This window comes from Dyadobacter linearis, from assembly GCF_907165045.1.
GTDB lineage: Bacteria > Bacteroidota > Bacteroidia > Cytophagales > Spirosomataceae > Dyadobacter > Dyadobacter linearis.
In genome coordinates this window covers 47,472-67,383 of record NZ_CAJRAU010000007.1, presented here as the reverse complement: position 1 = coordinate 67,383, position 19,912 = coordinate 47,472, and the positions used below count along the sequence as shown (strand labels likewise).

Genomic DNA, 19,912 nt, shown 5'->3' with positions numbered 1-19,912 from the left:
CGCTAGACGGGACGCTCTGGATTCAAGACTTAAGTCCTGCTATTTTGTCAATAATGCGGCCGCAGCCTCATCTACAAACCAGTGCAACTGACCTTGCAGCGGCTGGATAATCTGTGAAGGATACAGGTCGATATTCCGCTCGCCTTCAAGTACATGCTTCAACGTTTCGGCCTTTCCGCTTCCTACCGCCAGAAAAGCAACACACGCCGACTGATTTACAACAGGGGCCGTAAGCGTAATCCTGTACATATCCTGTTCGGGCAGGAAAAACGAAGTCGCCCATTTCTCTTCTTCATGTATTACCTCGGTACCGGGGAACAATGAAAGCGTGTGGCCATCGTCGCCCATTCCCAATAGTACAAAGTCAAATGTTTCGTCCAGACCTTCGAAATGCGTTTTCAGGATATCGTCATACTCGCCCCCTGCCGATTCCGGATCGACGTCGGTACGCATGATAAAGATATTATCCTCGCGCACAGGCACTTTGTCAAGCAATTCTTCATAACACATTTTCGCATTATTCCTCGAATCCTCAAATGGTACTGCGCGTTCATCGCCCCAGAAAAAGATTACGTCTTCCCACGGAATGGACTCGCGATAAGGCGATTCGGCTAGCAGCGCATACAGTTGCTTAGGCGTACTTCCGCCGGAAAGAACAAATGTGAACTGGCCTTTTTTAGCCACCACTTCGTGAATATAATCTGCCAGCCACGCTGCGAGTTTTTCGCTCAACTGCTTTGCATCTTTTTCAATGTGTATTTCCATAGATCAGGGTGCCGGTGGCAGGTTAATCCAGGTATGACCGTCGCGCGCGATCAATGCATCGGCTTCGTCAGGTCCCCAGGAATCGGGTGCATAATTAGGGAAATCCTGCGGTGACCTTGCCTCCCAGGTTTCCAGAATCGGCATAATTACCTTCCAGGCAGCATCCACCTGGTCGTTCCGCATGAATAGTGTAGCGTCGCCCTCCATCACGTCCAACAGCAAAGTTTCATAAGCTTCGGGAGCGTGTTCGCCGGCTACTGCGTCGTAATCGAAGGTCATATCCACCGGATCAAGCGTCATCGTCTGCCCAGGGCGTTTCGCCTGAAAACGGATACTGATATCCATATTTGGCTGGATACTGATCGTCAGCCGGTTTGAGCGCCAGGTTTCCGCGGCTTCCTTAGGGAAAGCATAATGCGGAGCGGGCTTGAATTGTAATGTAATATGCGTCGCTTTCTGATTGAGGTACTTACCGGTCCGAACGTAGAACGGTACCCCTTGCCAGCGCCAGTTGTCAATATAGAACTTCGCAGCAGCGAAGGTATCAATCGCCGATTGGGGATCAACTCCCTGCTCCTGGCGGTAACCCACTACTTTTTCACCTTTTTTCCAGCCTCCCGAGTATTGACCGCGAACAGCAAAATCGTGAACCTGATCTTTCGTAATCCGGCGGATCGCATTCAGTACGTCTACTTTCTTATTACGTATTTCGTTGGCATCAAAGGAAACCGGCGGCTCCATCGCGATCATGCAAAGGATCTGCAAAATGTGATTTTGAACCATATCCCGCAATGCACCCGCATTTTCAAAATAGCCTCCCCTACCTTCCAGACCTACACTTTCAGCAGCAGTGATCTGAATATGGTCGATATAATTACGGTTCCAGATCGGCTCAAATATCTCATTTGCAAAACGCAGCGCCAGGATATTCTGAACGGTTTCTTTACCCAGATAATGGTCAATGCGGAAGATCTGCTCTTCGGCAAACATTTCAGAAAGCAGGATATTCAGTTTATGCGCACTTTCCAGGTCGTGACCAAAAGGTTTCTCCACGACGATCCTGGTTGTACTTTTATCCGAACAGATTTTAAGCGCACCGAGCTTCTGAGCGATCGAAGGAACAAGCTGGGGAGCTACCGCGAGGTAAAATATAACGTTGGGATGTACGCCCCATTCTTCCTCTTTCTGCTTCACAAGATCCGTGATCTTATGATAGGCAGCGGCATCGTCGCCGTCCATTTGCAGGTAAGAAACGTGCTGAGCGAATTCCGTCCAGTGCCCGTTTTGTTTCCCCTTCCTTCTTGAAAATTTGGTAACTCCGTCCAGCAAATGCTCGTGGTAAGCCTCGTTGGTGTACGGACTTCTTCCAATTCCGGCTATCGCAAATTGGTCGGGCATCCAGTTATCTAAAAATAAATTATAGAGCGCCGGAGTTAACTTCCTGTAATTCAAGTCCCCACTCCCTCCGAATATAAAAAGGACTGAGGCGGGAGGACGTTTATTGGTTTGCATAAAACTTCTGATTTATTGTTGACCCCACTCTGTATGAAAAGTACCGGGGATATCGATACGCTGGTAAGTATGTGCGCCAAAATAATCACGCTGAGCCTGTATCAGGTTCGTCGGCATGCGCTCCGACCTGTATGCATCGAAGTAGGCAAGTGATGACATTAAACCTGCGGCCGGAATACCAGCCTGGGCAGCGTGCGCGATCAATGCACGCGTATTACCTTCCGCTGATTTAACGAGTTCAGCTACCTCTTGGTTCAGCAAAATATTAGACAATTCCGGGTTTTGCTTGTAGGCATTTACAAACACCGGCAGCAGCGAAGCACGGATAATACAGCCGCCTCTCCACACACTTACCACCTCGGGGAGCGGGATATCCATTTGCAGATCTTTGGAAGCCTGAAACAACATGGCCAGTCCCTGCGCGTAGCTCAATATGGTCGCGAAATACAGTCCGTCGTAAACTTTATCGATCAGTTCCTGGGTTGGTACGATTTGGGCAGCTGTTGTTGTACTGTAAAGCGCAGCAGCCTTGATTCTCTCATCCTTGTAACCTGATAATGTGCGCATTGCAACCGCAGTATCGATCACCGGCACGGCAACCGGAAGTTCCATCGAATCCTGAGAAGTCCATTTACCGGTACCTTTTGAGCCCGCTTTATCAGAAATCACGTCAACCAGGTGCGCATCGGTTTTATCATCTTTTTGCAGGAAAATATCGGCTGTAATTTCAACCAGGAACGATTTCAGTTTTCCTTCATTCCACGTCTTGAAAGTCTCATGCAGCTGCTGGTTGCTTAAACCTGCCGCTTTCAGGATCGCGTAAGACTCGCTGATCAATTGCATGATCGCATATTCAATTCCGTTGTGGACCATTTTGACATAATGCCCGGCGCCCTCTTTTCCCAGATACGCCACACAAGGAGTACCGTCTACTTTCGCAGCGACTGCTTCCAGCATGGGCCGCACATTTTCATAAGCTGCCAAATCCCCGCCCGGCATGATACTAGGTCCGCGACGGGCTCCTTCTTCCCCGCCCGAAACCCCGATTCCCATAAAATGGATCTCTTTTTCACGCAGGTACTTCACGCGGCGGAGGGTATCCGTATAATGCGAGTTACCACCGTCAATAATTACGTCGCCTTTTTCAAGAAGCGGTAATAGTGAGGCAATTACGTCGTCAACAGGCTGTCCCGCAGGCACCAGCATCATGACATTACGCGGCCTTTTCAGCAGGCTGATCATTTGGGATAGTTCGGAAACACCTTTCACGGTGGTACCGGGAGTGGCGGAGCCTTCAAGCGCAGTATTCTTGGCTGCATCTTTATCAAAACCGATCACTGAAAAGCCGTTATCGGCCATGTTCAGCAAAAAGTTGCGGCCCATAACGCCCAACCCTATCATTCCAAAATCGAATATGTTATCTGACATCATAAATTCGTCTAAAATAAAGTCAGTGCAATAATAAGGGAAAATCGCCTGCGGGATAAGCTTTTAATGGTCTTTCTTAAACCCTGTTTGCATTAGAGCTGTAAATGCGATCAGTTGACAACCTATCTATTTTAAAAACCGATGCATAATCGACTTTCATTTCAAAGCATTGATGGAGGGGTTTATCAGCTAGTAATGTGAGTAATAGCCGGATCACGCCGCCGTGGGTAACGATTGCAATTTTCTCATCTGGACTATGATTGAGTATTGTAAAAAAGTCTTCAACACGACCTTTTAAATCCAGCATACTTTCACCGCCCGGAATGCGCACATTTACAAAGTCCTCCATCCAAAATTTCAGATCCGCCTGATCAACCGTATCCCACGTTTTCCCTTCCCAATCACCGAAATGCAGCTCGCGTAACCGCTCATCGACTCGATAATTTGGGTTAATGGCTTTGGCAAGAAGCGTGCACCGCGTCGACGGACTTGAATAAACGGCGTCGAAATGGATTGGAAGCTGCGACCTGATGTTGTCTAATTCCGTTTCCAATCCCGCTGCAAGCTCCACTTCCAAATGTCCGTAAATCAGTCCGGGTGTAAGCAATGGTTTGGTGTGTCTGATTAGATAAACCTCCATACGATCAACAGGAAAAAGTAAAACAATACTTCGCAAACCTGCTGCACGGCCCCAAGACAATCTCCGGTGTAACCGCCAATCCATTTTTTGAAATAGCCCCCCATTAACAACGTTACCACTGCCAGCGCCGGAATGACCATGAAAACCGCAGCAGATTTTAATGTAAAAGCAAGAAAAAAAAGCGGCATTACACCAAATAGACCTGCAACAGCGAATGTCGAAACAAGCATTCTTTTAGCGACAAATGCAGCTTTACTATCCTCCGTTTCACGCGCATAGGAAAAATAATAAACGATTATGACGCACATAAACCGGCTTAATGCATGTGCTGTAATCATACAGAAACCAATAATTGCAGCATTTGTAGAATTAGAAAGTGCATTTAAAAGGCTGAATTTCAAGGCTAACATTCCAATTAATCCAATGACGCCATAGGCTCCGATCCGGCTGTCTTTCATGATCAGCAAGATTTTCTCTTTCGTCCACCCGCCCCCAAATCCGTCACAGAAATCCGCGAATCCGTCTTCATGCAAAGCGCCGGTGATCAGCACGGAAGCGATCATGGAACAGATAATCGCAACCTGCACATCCACGAGCGCTATCAACATCCAAACCAATGCAGCCCCGCCGCCGACGATCCAGCCCACAAGCGGCAAAAACCTTGTTGCCGGATTGAGATTATCAGGATCATGTTGAATGTAAGCAGGAATGGGAATCCGCGTGTAAAATTGCAACGCCGCAAAAAACAAGGTCAGTTGCTTTTTCATCATGCCGTTTTTTGACTCACTTGCGCGCTGTCGAAACTGGCCATTTCATTGAAAAAAGCCACGGCACTTTTTATTAATGGGTAAGCGACCGCACATCCGGTCCCCTCGCCCAGCCGCATATTGAGTTGCAGCACCGGATTTGCATTCAACTTTTGGAGCAAAAGCCTGTGCCCTTTTTCGTCTGACTGATGGCAAAAAACCGCGTTTTCGATGATCTTATTATTCATTTTAAATGCAGCTAAAAACGCGACGGAAGCGATAAACCCGTCGACCAGCACGATCATATTTTGCCTGTGCGCTTCCAGCATCGCACCGCACATCATCGCAATTTCAAATCCGCCGAACGTTCGCAAAATCTGCATCGGATCATTTCCGACTTGCTCATGAAATGTTAAAGCATTTTGTAAAACAGAAAGCTTGTTTTCCAATTGCGTCGCATCCAATCCTGTTCCTTTTCCCACACATTCCGCAATAGGAAGGTCGAGCAATTTACTCATGATGACTGCGGCGGAAGACGTGTTACCGATGCCCATTTCACCAAATCCAATGACGTTACAGCCCGTTTCTCTAATGTCTTTCACAATCGCGGCTCCACTGGTAAAGCATTCGGCACATTGTTCCGCCGTCATTGCTTCTGCCGCCAGAAAGCTTTGCGTGCCAAAGCCTACTTTTGCGTCAACCGGTTTTTTATCATTCTCAAAAACAAAGTCAACCCCAGCGTCTAGGATAACAAGCTCAATCTCGTGTTGCCTGGCAAAGACATTGATGGCCGCTCCCCCGTTCAGGAAATTGAGAACCATTTGTGCGGTTACTTCGGCAGGATAAGCGCTCACGCCTTCTTTGGCAATGCCGTGACTGCCTGCAAAAACGACGATATGCGGCTTACTGAGTTCGGGAGACAGCGTTTGCTGAACATTTGCAATCTGGAAAGCAATGTGTTCCAGCATTCCCAGCGAACCCGCCGGCTTTGTTTTAAAATCAATTTTCTGCTGAATCTGAGCTTCGAGATCTGTTTGTGACATAACCATTATTTAAGTTGAAGAGGCAGCCCGGAAACCATAAAAACCGCTTGATCCGCTTTGGCGGCAACATATTGATTGGCCCACCCTTGCAGATCCGCAAATTTTCTTCCCATTTCCGTCTCCGGATGCACGCCCATCCCGATTTCATTGGATATAATGATGAGCGTAGCGTCAATTCTGGAAAGCGCATCAATTTCGGATTTGAATGCAGTTAATGTTTGCTCAATGCTTTGACCATGCTCCATCCAAAGGTTTGTCAGCCAAAGCGTTACGCAATCAATGACGGCATTGCGGCTTTCCAGCGGCAATAAATGCAGATCCCGTTCCCGTTCAAAAAGCGTCCATTCCGGCCCGCGCTCATTCCGGTGCATTTGCACGCGTTTTGCAAAATCATCATCCCAGATTTTGGCGGTGGCGATGTAGACCGGATTTGCACTTCGTTGTAATGCAAGCTCTTGCGCAAATCGGCTTTTACCGCTCCTGACGCCACCACTGACATAAATGATCATCTATTCGGCCGTTTTAAAACGTTTGTACAAAAACAATTGCCACTTTTCCTCCGCCACGCCTGCCTTGTCCATTTCACCGCGTGCGAGGGTGAAAAACAGGTCGGATAGGCGGTTAATGTAAGCCGGAATGGCTTCGTGGACTTCGTCGGTTTTCATGAGCGAAACAAGTCTTCGTTCGCCGCGCCGCATTTGGGTCCGGGCAACGTGGCAAAGCGCGGAAACTTCATTTCCACCCGGCAAGAGAAAGTAATCCGAAGGCGAGCTCATGCCCGCTTCCAGCACATCGATCCAGTTTTCACAAAATTCAGCGCCGTCGACCGGCATCGGGTTTTTGTTCTCTTTTTTGGCATCAGACGGCCGGGCCAGATGTGACATCATATCCATCAGATCCTTCTGAACTTTGTGCAGGTTAGCCTGCCATTCATGTTCCACGCCAAGCTTGACGCGCAGCAAACCAATGGTCGAATTCGCTTCATCCAGCGTGCCCATGCATTCCACGCGAACGTCATCTTTATCGACCCGGCTCCCGCCGAACAGCCCCGTTGTGCCCTTATCTCCTTTTTTGGTGTAAATTTTCATTTCAGCTGTTTATAATAAATGAGTTCGTGATCCGGAAGAAGCTCCGGATGCAAAATTTTGATCAGATCGGCCAGCACATCCTGCGGGTTAACGGCGCCGGACTCCCAATAATCATTGGCGCCCTGGTCATTTGCCCGGAGGTGATAACCGTAAACTTTTCCTGTTTTAAATGCTTTGAAATCGGCATAACGACTGTCTTTGGCCTGCAACTCCTGCTTGGATTTCACATTACTAATGCTCACATTCAGCCAAAAATCAGCATCCAGCGCGACCGGATATACAGTTTCAAAATTGAGCGGCAGACTGCCCATTGCCTTTGTTTTTTCCCAGTAATAACTTGCACCCGCATCTTTCAAAAACCGGCAGACATAGCTGTTTCCATTCGGTACAAACCATGCGTCACGCGAGTGCATCCCGGTGATCACACTTGTTTTTGTGGCTGCATTTGTGCCTACTGCGGCCAGGCGATTATATTCTTTTTCTATTTTATCAAAACGCCTGTTCACTTCGTCTTCCTTATTAAGCAGCGCGCCCATCAGCTTCACCCATTCTGCCCGTCCCAGCGGCGTCGTTTCCACCCATTCAGAATTAACCAGGATTGGAATTTTCGCAGCTTTAAGCCCATTGAACCGGTCCATTTTAGAAACCGGAGTCCCTGTCGCCATCACCAGATCGGGCTGCATCGTCAGCAGCAATTCTTCGTTAAGTCCCTGATCCTTCCCTACTTCCTTAATTTTCCCTGCCTTGATGCGGTCGAGCACGCGCTGTGAAGAAACATATTGCACATTGCCCAATCCCGTCAGCACATCTTCGGCTTCCAGAAACCCGATGAGCCCAATGTGCATCGAAGACATGGCCACCAAACTCCTGACCGGAATCTCGATCACCTGGCTTTCGGGATAACCTTTCGGTCGCGCATTACCGCGCGGAACGAGTAGATAAGTGGCAGTATCAGCCTGTTTTTCAAAAGGACTAATGATTTGGAGCAGCTTATAATTTTTATGATAAGTGATCAAAAACCCTTTGGCGTGCCTGATTTGCACGCGCTCTTTGAATGTCGCATTGCCCTCTCTGCGCAGTTCATTTTTTTCATAGAGCGCCGAAGAACTGCTGCAACCGGCTAGAATCGTGAGCAGGAAGAGCAAAATCTGCAAGTTCAATTTCATCCGGCTATTTGTTTAATGATAAAATCGGCCCTTTCCGCTGCGGAAACTTTGGGAAGTTCAGTCAGCCGATAACCCAGCGTTGTGTATGCAACTTTAATGGCTTTGTACAATGTGCAGGCTTCCGCGAAAGTCTGCCAGCGCTCGTCGTCGTTGACATAAATTTCCTCCCAGGGCGGCGCGATGAAGACATTTGTGTTGTAGCGATGAGTCGAACAGACTTCGAGCAGCGTGGGATCGACGGTGATTTTTCCAACATTTAAATAGGCAATGATATCGGGCAATCCGCGGTCAAAAAAGACTGGTTCAGTTGTGCTAATAGCAAGAAAATCAGCCTGCATTTTCTCCAAACATTTCCGGGCAAAACAGGGCAAATCGATCCAGGGCAGACACATTCCGCCAGCACCCACTTCCGCGCGGATCAGCTCGCGGGAAACTTCCGGAATGGTTTGAAATCCCGATGCTTCAAGTGCATTCAACAATGTGCTTTTTCCGGATCCTGGTCCGCCGGTGATTATAAATGAGGGCATTACGAATATTTTAATACAAACCATAAACAGCATATCAACACCATTGCCAGACAAACCAGGTGATTAATGCGACTGACATATTCAATTTCGTGGGGTTCAATCTCACGTTCATTTTCACCTATAAAAGGCTTCTGAACCAACATGCCGTAATACACATTCGGGCCACCAAAACGACAATCCAGAATGCCTGCGAGTGCAGCTTCCGGGTAACCGGCGTTTGGGCTTTTGTGCTTGTTCCCGAACCTGAAAATGTGCTGCATTCCGCGTCCGCTGAATGTGACCAAAACCATTAATAATGCAGTTAACCGGGCTGGAATGAGGTTTGCGAGGTCGTCCAGCCTGGCTGCAAATTTTCCAAATTGCTCATAACGGGTGCTGCTATAACCGATCATCGAGTCGAGCGTGTTGATCATTTTGTAGGCCATCATGGCTGGGACGCCGCCTAGCATATAATAGAAGAGCGGTGCGACGACGCCGTCACTCAGGTTTTCGGACATTGTTTCCAGGACCGCGATGCGGATTTGGTTTTCTGTGAGATTTTTGGTTTCACGGCCAACTATGCGTGAGAGCTGGTTTCTGCCGGCGGTTAAGCCGTTTTTGTTGAGTTGGTGGAATACGGCTTTGCCTTCCTGGATTAAGGTTTTGTTCGCAAGGCCGTACCAGATTAGGATTGTGTTGCATGCAATTTCTAGCCACGAATGAGCCGCATCGGCGGCCGCAAATAAGGCACGAATACAATAAAAAAAAATTAAAACAGCCCCAACAAGAATTACCGTCAAGATGGCTCCTTTTATGAATTTGAATGAACCTTTATTTAGTCGCTTTTCGCCCCAGGCGATCAGGTTTCCGAAGACTTTTACCGGGTGTGGCCAAGTTTCGGGATCGCCGAGCCAAAGGTCGAGCGCGTATCCGGCCAGCAGCGGAACGATCAGTAATGCAGCTTGTTCCATGCTTTGAGCGCGTCGATAAGGAGTTGATTTTTTTCGGGAGTCAGCGTTGCGAGTCTGAAATGCTGCCTTGTTAATCCGCGGAAATTACCTGCATCGCGAATCAGAATGCCGTGATGTTGAATGAGGAAATCTTTGAGCTGTGCAGCATTCCTTACCAATGTTTTGCAGAGGAAAAAATGCGTCGCGCTATCTTGTATGGCAAGGGCGTCATTTTCTTTAAGTTGTCTGACAAAATCTTCCTTTGCATTCGACATTGCCGAAATAGGAAGCTGCAATACATTAAGGTTGTCAAAAATGAATTCCCCCGCCGCCTGCGCCATTACATTCACCGTCCAGGGTTGCTTGATAGCAGTCAGCTGCGCGACGATTTCATCGTTGGCCAGCAGATAACCCAGCCGCAATCCAGGGATCGAATAGGTTTTAGTAAGCGAGCGAAGGATAATGACATTGCGGTACTTTTTCACCAGATCTATCGCGCTTTCGATGCCCATTGTAAAATCAATAAATGCCTCGTCAATGACGAAAATGCAACCGGGGCTTCTCTTAATCCAGAATTGCAAATCAGGAAAATAGCTGCCTGTGGGATTGTTGGGATTGCAAATAAAAACGACGTCCGACCGAAGCTGCGGCATTACCAGTGCCTGTTGCCAAGGCAGGTAAGTCAGCTCGTGATTGAAAATCTGACATGCATCTTCATACTCAGAAAAGCTGGGTGTTATAATGGTGGTTTTGCTGTCCGAAAACAGTTGTGCAATGAGGTAAATGCTCTCGGTGGTTCCGTTGCAAACGAGCACGTTACTGGCTGGGAGTTCGTAGTGATTTCCTATTTTCAGAGTGAGGTTTTCTGATAAAACCTGCGGATAGCGCTCAACCCGGTCGATGTTTTCAAACAGATATGCTTTCAACCCAGCCGGTGCTCCGCCATGCCAGACATTGGTGCTGAAATCTGCGATGATTTCGCGTTCGTATCGGTAAGCATCGTCTCCGTGACCTGTCAGCATACGCGTGGTTCTTTATATAAACTATTGTAAATCAAATTTATATCAACATGCTGACGGATCATGTTCGCCAGCTTATCGTATTGTTCTTCTTTAAAATCATGAATGGAAATGCGTGGTTTTTCAAGGCTGGCGGCATATGGTTTTAGCAAATAATCAATGATATGATCATTGTCGAGCATGCCGTGAATGTAGCAGCCCCACGTTTTTTCATTCAATAAAAAACCATCCTGGCGACCGTCTTCGAAAACGGCCACAGGTGATGGCTGGCCATGAATTTTCGTCGTGCCCATGTGAATTTCATAACCTGTGCATTTGGCCGGATTGTTTAAAAATGAAAAGGAACATTGCATTGTGGTTTTTCTGGTTTGCAGCTCAGTAGTCAGCGGGAGAATGCCCAATCCCGGGATCGAGGCAATGCTGCCTTCCACGCCTTGCGGGTCTGAAATTTCAGCGCCAAGCATTTGATAACCACCGCAAATGCCCACCACCGTTTTGCCAGATTTGTGCGATCTCAGAATGGCGCTGGCAATGCCATTGTTCTTAATGGCCAGCATATCCTCGGTAGTGTTTTTGCTGCCGGGGATGATGATAATGTCTGCTTTTTCAATTTCGGCCGGATCCTGGCTGTAAAATAAAGTGACCCGCTCGTCACTTTCCAGCCTGTCGAAATCCGTGAAATTGGAAAGTCGGGGGAGCAGAATGACGGCCACATTTACTTTGCCTGTTGCTGCCAGACGGTATTTTTTTTCAAGCGAAACTGAATCTTCCTCTTCAATGTGAATGTCCCGAAAGTAAGGCAACACGCCTACGACCGGCAAGCCTGTCAGCTCTTCCAGCATGCGTCTGCCGTCTTCAAAAAGGCGGCTGTCTCCCCGAAATTTATTGATGATAATTCCCTGCATCAGCGCGCGCTCCTGCGCTGAAAGCAATGCGATCGTTCCGTAAACGCTTCCAAAAACGCCGCCTTTATCAATGTCAGCGACCAGGAAAGTCGCGGCTCCGGCGTGGGCGGCCATTCTGAGATTGGTAATGTCCCGATGTTTCAGGTTCAGCTCTGAAATGCTGCCTGCGCCTTCGAGAACAATTGGGTGATATTTTTGCGAAAGTCGGTCAAATGCGGCTTTCACGGCAGCGAATAATTCGTGACGATCATTGGCCATGAAATAGGCATGGGCAGACTGGTTGCCCACCGGTTTTCCATTCAAAATCACCTGAGAAGACTGATCGCTTGTGGGCTTCAAAAGCACCGGATTCATATCCGATTCGCACGGGATGCCCGAGGCTTCTGCCTGCACCACCTGCGCACGTCCCATTTCGAGTCCTTCCGCAGTTACATAGCTGTTTAAGGACATATTTTGCGCTTTAAACGGTGCTGGACTAAACCCGTCTTGTTTAAAAATTCTGCAAAATCCTGCTGCTATGACACTTTTGCCTACATCAGAGCCCGTCCCGACAAACATGATCGGCCGCAGCTTTCTATCTTTATTTTTAGCGCTTATTTCATTCATTTGGCTTGCAGATTGAGTTTGGAAGAAACTTTCTTGGTCAAATTCTGCTCAGACAATGTGTCCAGCGACACGCATTCCGCACCCAATGCAGCAGCCAATTCCGCCGCCCTGCCCATCCGTAAAAACCCGTTTTCCGTATCCATCACCATCGCCTCAACACCTGACATTCTGATCGCAACTGCGCATTCCAGCGCCTGCGCCCATGCGTCGCCACCGCCCGGAAGCGGGACATTGGCTTTTCCGTCACTAAGTAGGATGAGCAAAGGCTTTGAATCCGATTTTCTTGCGTGTTGCTGCAATATGTCACTGGCTAGCTGCAATGCGTGGGCGAGCGGCGTGCGGCCGCCGGTTGGCAGATTTGTTAATGCCGCTTCGGCCATTTCCGTGCTTGAAGTGGGCGACAATAACACAGTTGCTTCCACACCCCGAAACGCAATGACGCCGATAGCATCTCGTTTTTGGTAAGCGTCATTTAACAAGCTCAGCACGCTTCCTTTCACAGCTTCCATCCGCTTTCCCGCTGACATCGAGCCCGATGCATCCACTACAAACAGGATCAAATGCCCTGTTTTACCAGATTTAATGGCATAATGCACATCTTCTTTTTTAATTGAAATGTTATCCGGATTACGAATAATGGCGTTCAGCAAAGTTTCCGTCGGAGCGATATTTTTTCCAGCAAAACCCGCTTCCGTGCGAATCTTAAATCCTTGTGGCGTGCCCGACGCTTTGCTTCTTCGCCCTTCAAGCCAATCATTGACATTGCCGGCTGGTTTTACTTGCAGCGCTGGCGCCTCCACATTGACATTTATTCCAAATATTTTTTCGTCCGGAGAGTCGGCACATTTCCCCTCACCGCATTCGCCCTCAGCATTTGACTTGTCTATGCTCGATTCGTCGTTGCCCGGCTCACTTTCAGGGCTGACATTAGATTCCTCTTTCGGTTTATTATTGTTCTTGGGATTAGCAGATTGATTATCAGAATTTTGCAATTCACTTTCACCATTGGGCGACTGGCTTCCTGGATTTGGAGACTGCATTCTTTTAGATCTGCGATGCGCCAGCACGAGCGCCGCTGCCTGAGTGATGTCCGCCGTATTGACAAGCAAGCGATTTTCGAGCGCGGCAATTGTAATGGCCGTTTTGTACATCACAATGTCAGCACGTAAGCTCGCTATGCCCGATTCAATGCACAATTGGCTAATTAGTGAAAGTAGTCCGTCGGGCATTTCAACACTCGGCAGCAAGTTTTGAGCGTTTGCTATCCGGACTTTCAGCACATTTTGCTCATTTTCATAATCTTGGCAAAAAGAATGCGGATTTGCTTCAAAAGCCATTCTGCGCTTGACGACTTCAATTCTTGACAGCACATCAAAGTCCCCGCCCACTTCCACCATTAAACCAAACCGGTCCAGAAACTGAGGACGCAGGTTGCCTTCTTCGGGATTCATCGTCCCAATCAAAATGAATTTCGCAGGATGACTTGCCGAAAGGCCTTCCCGCTGAATCGTATTCACGCCGGAAGCAGCCACATCGAGCAAAATATCGACGAGATGATCCGGCAACAAATTCACTTCGTCAATGTAAAGAATGCCGCCATGTGCAGCCGCCAGCAACCCCGGAAGCAGCTGTTTCTTTTTTTCCGAAAGAATGGCCTGCAAATCGAGGCTGCCCAATACGCGGTCCTCGGAAGCACCGATGGGCAGATCAACAAAAGGCACTGAAGTCGCTGTTTCGAGTTCGCTAACCAGCGGCATAACCGACTGTAAACCACGTGCTGCCGTTGTTTTGGCCGTGCCTTTTTCACCTTTGATGAGCACGCCGCCTATGCCCGGATTGACCGCGCAAAGCAGCAATGCTTGCTTCAACTTTTCCTGCCCGACAATGGCCGTAAATGGATAATGCTGCATTATTCTGTTCTCGTTTCGACTTCCGCCTCACTTTTTAAATACAAATCTTTTAACCCTTCCAAAACCGTTTCCGAAGGCTCCGCCCACATGCCGCGCTGGACCGCTTCCAGCAATCGCTCCGAGATCGCATGGAGCGCCCACGGATTGCTTTCGGCTAGAAAATCCTGCATAGAACCGTCCAATACATAGCTTTCGGCCACTTTTTCATACATCCAGTCATCCACAACTTTGGCTGTGGCGTCGTAACCGAAAAGATAATCCACCGTTGCCGTCAATTCGAGGCCGCCTTTGTAACCGTGTTTTTTGATGCTTTCAATCCATTTGGGATTCACTACGCGGGTGCGGAAAACGCGCAATGTTTCTTCTTTCAAATCCCTGACAACCGGCCGGGCGGGATCTTGCGAATCGCCGAAATAATGGCGCGGCTGCTTCCCGGTCAGGTTGCGGATGGTGGCGATCATGCCGCCATGAAATTGCAGATAATCGTCGCTGTCGAAGATGTCGTGCTCACGGTTATCCTGATTATGCAAGGCGATTTCGACACCCGCAAGCTGCGTGCTGAATTCCGCCCGCGCATCAACGCCGGCCGCACTGCGCGAATAAGCATAACCGCCCCAGTTGAGATAAGCTTTGGCAAAATCAGCATCTGATTCCCAGTTCCTTTCATCGATAAGTGGCAGAATTCCAGCGCCGTAACTTCCGGGAGCTGCGCCAAAAATCCGGTAAGCAGCGCGCTCCTCGGCTTCGTCGGTTGAGAGATTATTGTCCTTTTGCAATGCAAGAAGATCGTCGAAATAATGCTTTCTTACAAAGTTTTGAGAAAGCGGCTCATCCGCTGTGATCACCATTTGCACGGCCTCGTCCATGAGCTCGATCAAATGCGGAAATGCGTCCCGAAAAAAGCCACTAATGCGAATCGTAACATCAATGCGCGGACGGCCTAATTCGGAAAGCGGGATCATTGCTACACCCGTGATCCTGCGGCTTTCGGCCTGCCAAACCGGCCTTACGCCCAGCAATGCAAGCACTTCGGCCACGTCGTCGCCGTGTGTCCGCATGGCGCTTGTGCCCCATATGCTGATGCCCACACGCTCGGGATAGCGATCTGTTTCTTTTAAATGCCGGTCAAGAACTTCTTTTGCGAGCTGCTGGCCCACTTCCCACGCGGCTTTGGAAGGCAAAACCCGTGGATCGACTGCGTAGAAATTGCGGCCTGTCGGCAAAATATGCGCCATTCCCCGCGTAGGCGCCCCGCTCGGACCAGCAGGAACATAACCACCGCTCAGTCCATGCAGCAGGTTATTGATCTCATTTTCAGTCTGCGCGAGATTAGGAACCAAATGTTTACAAACAAATTCAAGGATCTGATAAATGCCCGAAAGTCTGCGATCTGCGGGGGGAATGTTGAATGTTTCAAACAATGTCTGGTTAATCGAAGGAACCTGGAATCCGTATTTCATTAATAAGGTAAACAAATGCTGCGACAGCTCGTCAAATGTTTCCAGCGCATCTGAGCCCGTCAAAACCGGGCGGCCTGCGAGTTCCTGTAATTGTGGAGAAACGTGCGTGAGTCGCTCGCCTTTTCTTGCCAGAATCAATTCGAGGTCAATGTTAAAGCATGCGGCCAGCTCCGACTGTAAACCTGGCACGTCGGCATTAGGCAACCTCGTCAGCGCTTGCAGCATATCCACAAGTGATTGATCCAAAGGCATTTCACCCAGCGTATGCAGACCATTTCTGATCTGTGCAGCACCCAGTTCACACAAATAGCCGTCAATGTCTTCGATCAAATGCGCTACATCTTTTCCATCCATTTCGGCAATGCTGACCGGCACGCCTTCGGGCGTCATTTCATCATCCCAATCGTGTTTGTGATCGCCATGATCGCGGCTGAGCATCGCCGAAAGGTCTGCGTCCAGATTGGTTTGCTTGATCAGTTCCCAGATCTGCCTTTGCAGCAATGGCAACTTGGCAGGGTCCAGACTTTCAACCTGATAATATTCGTCCACCAACTGGGTGAGCTGCGCGAGCTCTCCATAGGTGTCCGCAGACGTCATAGGCGGCATTAAATGGTCAACCACGACTGCATGGGCACGTCTTTTGGCCTGTGAACCTTCGCCAGGATCGTTGATAATAAACGGATAAAAAAGTGGCATATCCGCCAGAAATGCATCCGGAAAGCAATTTTCGGACAAGCCAATTCCTTTGCCCGGCAACCATTCCAATGTGCCATGCTTGCCTACGTGCACGATTGCATCAGCCTGCCAGTCATCGCGCAGCCAGCGATACAATGCATAATAATGGTGCGTTGGCGGCAGGTCGGGCTGGTGGTAAATGGCGTCGGGATCCATGCCGTAGCCGCGGGGCGGTTGCAAAGCCACAAATGCATTGCCCAGATCCAGTCCGGCCAATGCAATGTGCATGTTATGCACATAAGTTTCGCCCGGCGGCGGCCCCCATTGTTTGACCATTTTCTGTCGCGCCTGCTCGGGAAGTTCTTCAAACCAATGTTTATATTGATCAATTGCAACACGGCCCGGCGCGAGCGCAAGCTGCTGCGGCGTCAAATAATTTTCATCATACGAACAGCGGTCGATCAATTCGTGGATCAACGCCGTTCCTGATTCGGGGAGATTCGAAATTTGATAACCCTCCGCCATCATGGCATTCAGGATATTCATTAAAGAGGCCGGCGCATCGAGCCCGACTGCATTACCAACCTGCGAAGCTTTTGTATTTGAATTGGTAAAAATAAAAGCAATACGTTTTTTGCTGTTGGGCAAATGTCTCAATCTTGCAAATCGGGCCGCCAGCCCTGCAACGCGGTCAACACGGTTTTCAACGGCCTGATAACCTTTATTTGTGATGCCTTTTTCCTTAAAAGAAACCGGAACCGTGATAATGCGGCCGTCGAATTCAGGAATAGCGACGTTCATGGCGGTGTCCAATGGATTCAATCCGCACGAGGAAGTTTCCCAGGGGCCGCGGCTCATGCCGCTCGTAATGGCTTGTAAGATCGGCACGTCCAGCGCTGTCAGGGACGATTGCGGTTTGCTGACCGTCCCCGCAGGCTGTAAGTCCGTCATGGCAAAAGATATTGTATTCACCAGCACATCCAGCTTCACGGAATTTTCGAAATATTGAAAGGCCTGCGGTTTGCCGGTGTTCGGATCTATGGATTTTAATGATGATGTAAAAACGGGAAGGACATTCAGCCGCTGATCTTCCAGCGAGCGGATCATGGCATCCACAAAACCGGTGTTTCCACTAATCCAATGTGCACGATAGAATGTTAATCCGGCCGTCGGGAGCGCGTAATCGTGATATTTCAGCCAGTCAGAAATGTCTGCGTTCTCGGGCAAATCGGGATGATAAATACCGTGCTCAGGCAATGCTGCCGGCGGCTCCGCACCAAAGCCGGTGATGAGCAAATGGTCTGACAGATAGCATAATAACGAATACAAATTGGCATAACCACCTGCATTCAGGTAATGCAATGTTTCCTGCAAAACATCAGGCGTAACCGTGGATACGGCGGCAAATTCGGGGTTGAATTCGCCTGTCCCGCTGACGACGATCAGATATTGCCCGCGCTGATTGGCAAGATGGACGAGCTGACTGAACCCTGGAATCGTGCTTAGCCTGCCATGAACGCGGACGACAATGATCTTTGCCTCAGCCAGTTCACGTTCCAGCAATTGCGCCATTTGTTCTTCACTTCTGATCCCGGTCAGGCTCATGCCCATGGTTTTGGGAAAATCTTCGGGTAAAATTTGAATCGTGCGGTCGAGGGCCAGCAGGTCAGTGTCAGCGTGGGTCAGGAATACAATGCCTTCTGTGGGTTGGGCGACAATGCCGGCCAATGTTGCATTTTCGGAGCCTTTCCAGGTGTAAAATTGAAACACATATTCGGCTAGGTCAGCAGGTGGCACGAGATAGCGATCGGCCTGAACCATGCTTTCGATGTAATCAAAAATGGCCAGGATCTGCCAGTCATTATTAATGGAATGAAACCAGACTGAATGTCCGTCGAACAGCAGCGTTACCACATTAGCCAGCGTGCACGGTCCGAGGCAGCCGCCTTTGGTCATGTGGACCTTGTTGCGAAGCTTACGTTTCAGCCATTCGGTTTTGTAAAGCTCCACCGGAACGGGCGCATATCCCCTATCCACCCGCCCGCAGCAGCACGCATTATAGCAATAGGATAAATGTCCCCGGCGCTGCACGAGGTTGATCGACTTTCCGTCGGCGCGGGTAATCCGCTGGCGTTTGATTTCTTTCATAACCGCGTCAAGCCTTTCATTTTCAATAGCTTATTGATGAAATGTTCGTTCTCGCCCCAATACACGTGCATATAGGAAGCGAAGGTGTTTTTGTGTCTGTAAAGCCGGGTGTGTGTTTCAATTCCTTTTGCATTTAGGAACTGGACGGGCAGTTTTTCCAGCTCATTGGTGTGAAAATCTGAGTAATGAAACTCGTGTCCTTTGTATGAAAAATCTTCCCAAATGGCAGTGCGGTAACCCAATGTCATTTTCGTGTTTTGCATGGTCGTGCTGCATTTGAGCGCGCCGGCCATAGCAAATGTTTGTCCATTATTATCTGTTAAATTTTCCCCTAAATACATTAACCCGCCACATTCAGCGTAAGTCAGTCCGCCGCTTTCGCAGTATGCCTTAATGCTTTCACGCATGCTGTGATTATTGCTGAGCTGCGCTGAATAAAGCTCCGGATAGCCACCGGGCAAATACAGAAAATCAGCCGGCGGCATTGTGTCATCGTGCAGCGGACTAAACCATTTGATTTGGCCAAAAGTGGAAAGCACCTGAATGTTCTGGTGGTAAGTAAATGCAAATGCCTCGTCGCGGGCGATTGCTATTTGCAAGTTTTGTTTTGGTAAAAAAGTGGTTTTAAAATGTGTGTCAGGCTTTGAATATTGAGTGATTTCCAGCAGGCGTTTTATATCAATGGTTGCTTCAATCGCGTGCGCTGCATTTTCGATAATTACTTCATAATCAGTTTCTGATGAGATATGTAGCCCTAAATGCCGGGAAGGAATTTGAAGCGCTTCATTTTTTGGCAAATAACCCAATGGCTCAATGCCGACATCTGCGCAGGCATCTTTCAAAAAACTATAATGCGATGCTGTGTTTACGAAATTGAAGATCACACCGACAACATTGATCTGCTTTCTGAAATTTTTTAATCCATAAAGAAGCGGCGCAACAGAATAGGCCATGGATCTTGCGTCCATCACGAGGATTACGGGAATGTCGAGCAGCCCGGCAATTTCCGCACTGCTTCCTCTCATTTTGTCGGCCCCGTCAAACAAACCCATCACGCCTTCGGTAACCGATACGTCCGCAGCTTGGGAATAGGACTGATATTGTTCCTTTACATGACTTTCAGAAGCCATGAATGTGTCCAGATTGATGCTGATATTTCCCGAAGCATGCGCGTGGTGGGTCGGGTCGATGTAGTCCGGGCCGCATTTAAAGGGCTGCACGGTTAATCCCCGATTTTTCAGCGCGCGCAGCAGTGCCAGGGTAACCGTCGTTTTACCCGAATTGCTTGATGGTGCTGAGATCAGAAAGTGTGATTTCATGCCGTTGCTTCCATTCTTTTAACTGA

At 48.8% G+C, this 19,912-nt stretch carries 16 protein-coding genes; all 16 read right to left on the bottom strand.

Annotated elements, in window-relative coordinates; genetic code table 11:
- Positions 1–39: 39 nt before the first annotated feature.
- On the bottom strand, positions 40–765 hold the full coding sequence (gene pgl / locus KOD92_RS21380; protein WP_215235642.1) for a 6-phosphogluconolactonase: 726 nt from the start codon (positions 763–765) through the stop codon (positions 40–42).
- Between the two features lie 3 nt (positions 766–768).
- Positions 769–2,277: a glucose-6-phosphate dehydrogenase gene (gene zwf / locus KOD92_RS21375; RefSeq protein ID WP_215235641.1), complete on the bottom strand. Its 1,509-nt coding sequence runs from the start codon at positions 2,275–2,277 to the stop codon at positions 769–771.
- 12 nt (positions 2,278–2,289) lie between these two features.
- Positions 2,290–3,708, bottom strand: a complete 1,419-nt coding sequence (gene gndA / locus KOD92_RS21370) for an NADP-dependent phosphogluconate dehydrogenase (protein WP_310589450.1) — start codon at positions 3,706–3,708, stop codon at positions 2,290–2,292.
- A 73-nt stretch (positions 3,709–3,781) separates the two neighbouring features.
- Positions 3,782–4,345, bottom strand: a complete 564-nt coding sequence (gene cobC / locus KOD92_RS21365; RefSeq protein WP_215235640.1) for an alpha-ribazole phosphatase — start codon at positions 4,343–4,345, stop codon at positions 3,782–3,784.
- Positions 4,330–5,115, bottom strand: coding sequence for an adenosylcobinamide-GDP ribazoletransferase (locus KOD92_RS21360; protein WP_229254793.1), 786 nt, complete (start codon positions 5,113–5,115; stop codon positions 4,330–4,332). The genes cobC and KOD92_RS21360 overlap by 16 nt, the downstream gene beginning before the upstream one ends.
- Positions 5,112–6,134, bottom strand: a complete 1,023-nt coding sequence (gene cobT / locus KOD92_RS21355; protein WP_215235639.1) for a nicotinate-nucleotide--dimethylbenzimidazole phosphoribosyltransferase — start codon at positions 6,132–6,134, stop codon at positions 5,112–5,114. Before cobT ends, KOD92_RS21360 begins: the two co-directional genes overlap by 4 nt.
- Before the next feature lie 5 nt (positions 6,135–6,139).
- Complete coding sequence (gene cobU / locus KOD92_RS21350) at positions 6,140–6,643, bottom strand: bifunctional adenosylcobinamide kinase/adenosylcobinamide-phosphate guanylyltransferase (protein WP_215235638.1); 504 nt, start codon at positions 6,641–6,643, stop codon at positions 6,140–6,142.
- Complete coding sequence (locus KOD92_RS21345; protein WP_215235637.1) at positions 6,644–7,222, bottom strand: cob(I)yrinic acid a,c-diamide adenosyltransferase; 579 nt, start codon at positions 7,220–7,222, stop codon at positions 6,644–6,646. It lies immediately after the preceding gene.
- On the bottom strand, positions 7,219–8,388 hold the full coding sequence (locus tag KOD92_RS21340; protein ID WP_215235636.1) for an ABC transporter substrate-binding protein: 1,170 nt from the start codon (positions 8,386–8,388) through the stop codon (positions 7,219–7,221). Before KOD92_RS21340 ends, KOD92_RS21345 begins: the two co-directional genes overlap by 4 nt.
- Positions 8,385–8,915, bottom strand: coding sequence for an AAA family ATPase (locus KOD92_RS21335; protein WP_215235635.1), 531 nt, complete (start codon positions 8,913–8,915; stop codon positions 8,385–8,387). The genes KOD92_RS21340 and KOD92_RS21335 overlap by 4 nt, the downstream gene beginning before the upstream one ends.
- Positions 8,915–9,865 (bottom strand): adenosylcobinamide-phosphate synthase CbiB, encoded by a 951-nt coding sequence (cbiB, locus tag KOD92_RS21330; protein ID WP_229254792.1) that lies wholly within the window; start codon positions 9,863–9,865, stop codon positions 8,915–8,917. The genes KOD92_RS21335 and cbiB overlap by 1 nt, the downstream gene beginning before the upstream one ends.
- Positions 9,844–10,866, bottom strand: coding sequence for a pyridoxal phosphate-dependent aminotransferase (locus tag KOD92_RS21325; RefSeq protein ID WP_215235634.1), 1,023 nt, complete (start codon positions 10,864–10,866; stop codon positions 9,844–9,846). Before KOD92_RS21325 ends, cbiB begins: the two co-directional genes overlap by 22 nt.
- On the bottom strand, positions 10,860–12,374 hold the full coding sequence (locus tag KOD92_RS21320; RefSeq protein WP_215235633.1) for a cobyric acid synthase: 1,515 nt from the start codon (positions 12,372–12,374) through the stop codon (positions 10,860–10,862). Before KOD92_RS21320 ends, KOD92_RS21325 begins: the two co-directional genes overlap by 7 nt.
- On the bottom strand, positions 12,371–14,284 hold the full coding sequence (locus tag KOD92_RS21315; RefSeq protein WP_215235632.1) for a magnesium chelatase subunit D family protein: 1,914 nt from the start codon (positions 14,282–14,284) through the stop codon (positions 12,371–12,373). The genes KOD92_RS21320 and KOD92_RS21315 overlap by 4 nt, the downstream gene beginning before the upstream one ends.
- Positions 14,284–18,567: a cobaltochelatase subunit CobN gene (gene cobN, locus KOD92_RS21310; RefSeq protein WP_229254791.1), complete on the bottom strand. Its 4,284-nt coding sequence runs from the start codon at positions 18,565–18,567 to the stop codon at positions 14,284–14,286. Before cobN ends, KOD92_RS21315 begins: the two co-directional genes overlap by 1 nt.
- Positions 18,564–19,886, bottom strand: coding sequence for a cobyrinate a,c-diamide synthase (locus tag KOD92_RS21305; RefSeq protein ID WP_215235631.1), 1,323 nt, complete (start codon positions 19,884–19,886; stop codon positions 18,564–18,566). The genes cobN and KOD92_RS21305 overlap by 4 nt, the downstream gene beginning before the upstream one ends.
- Positions 19,887–19,912 lie beyond the last annotated feature (26 nt).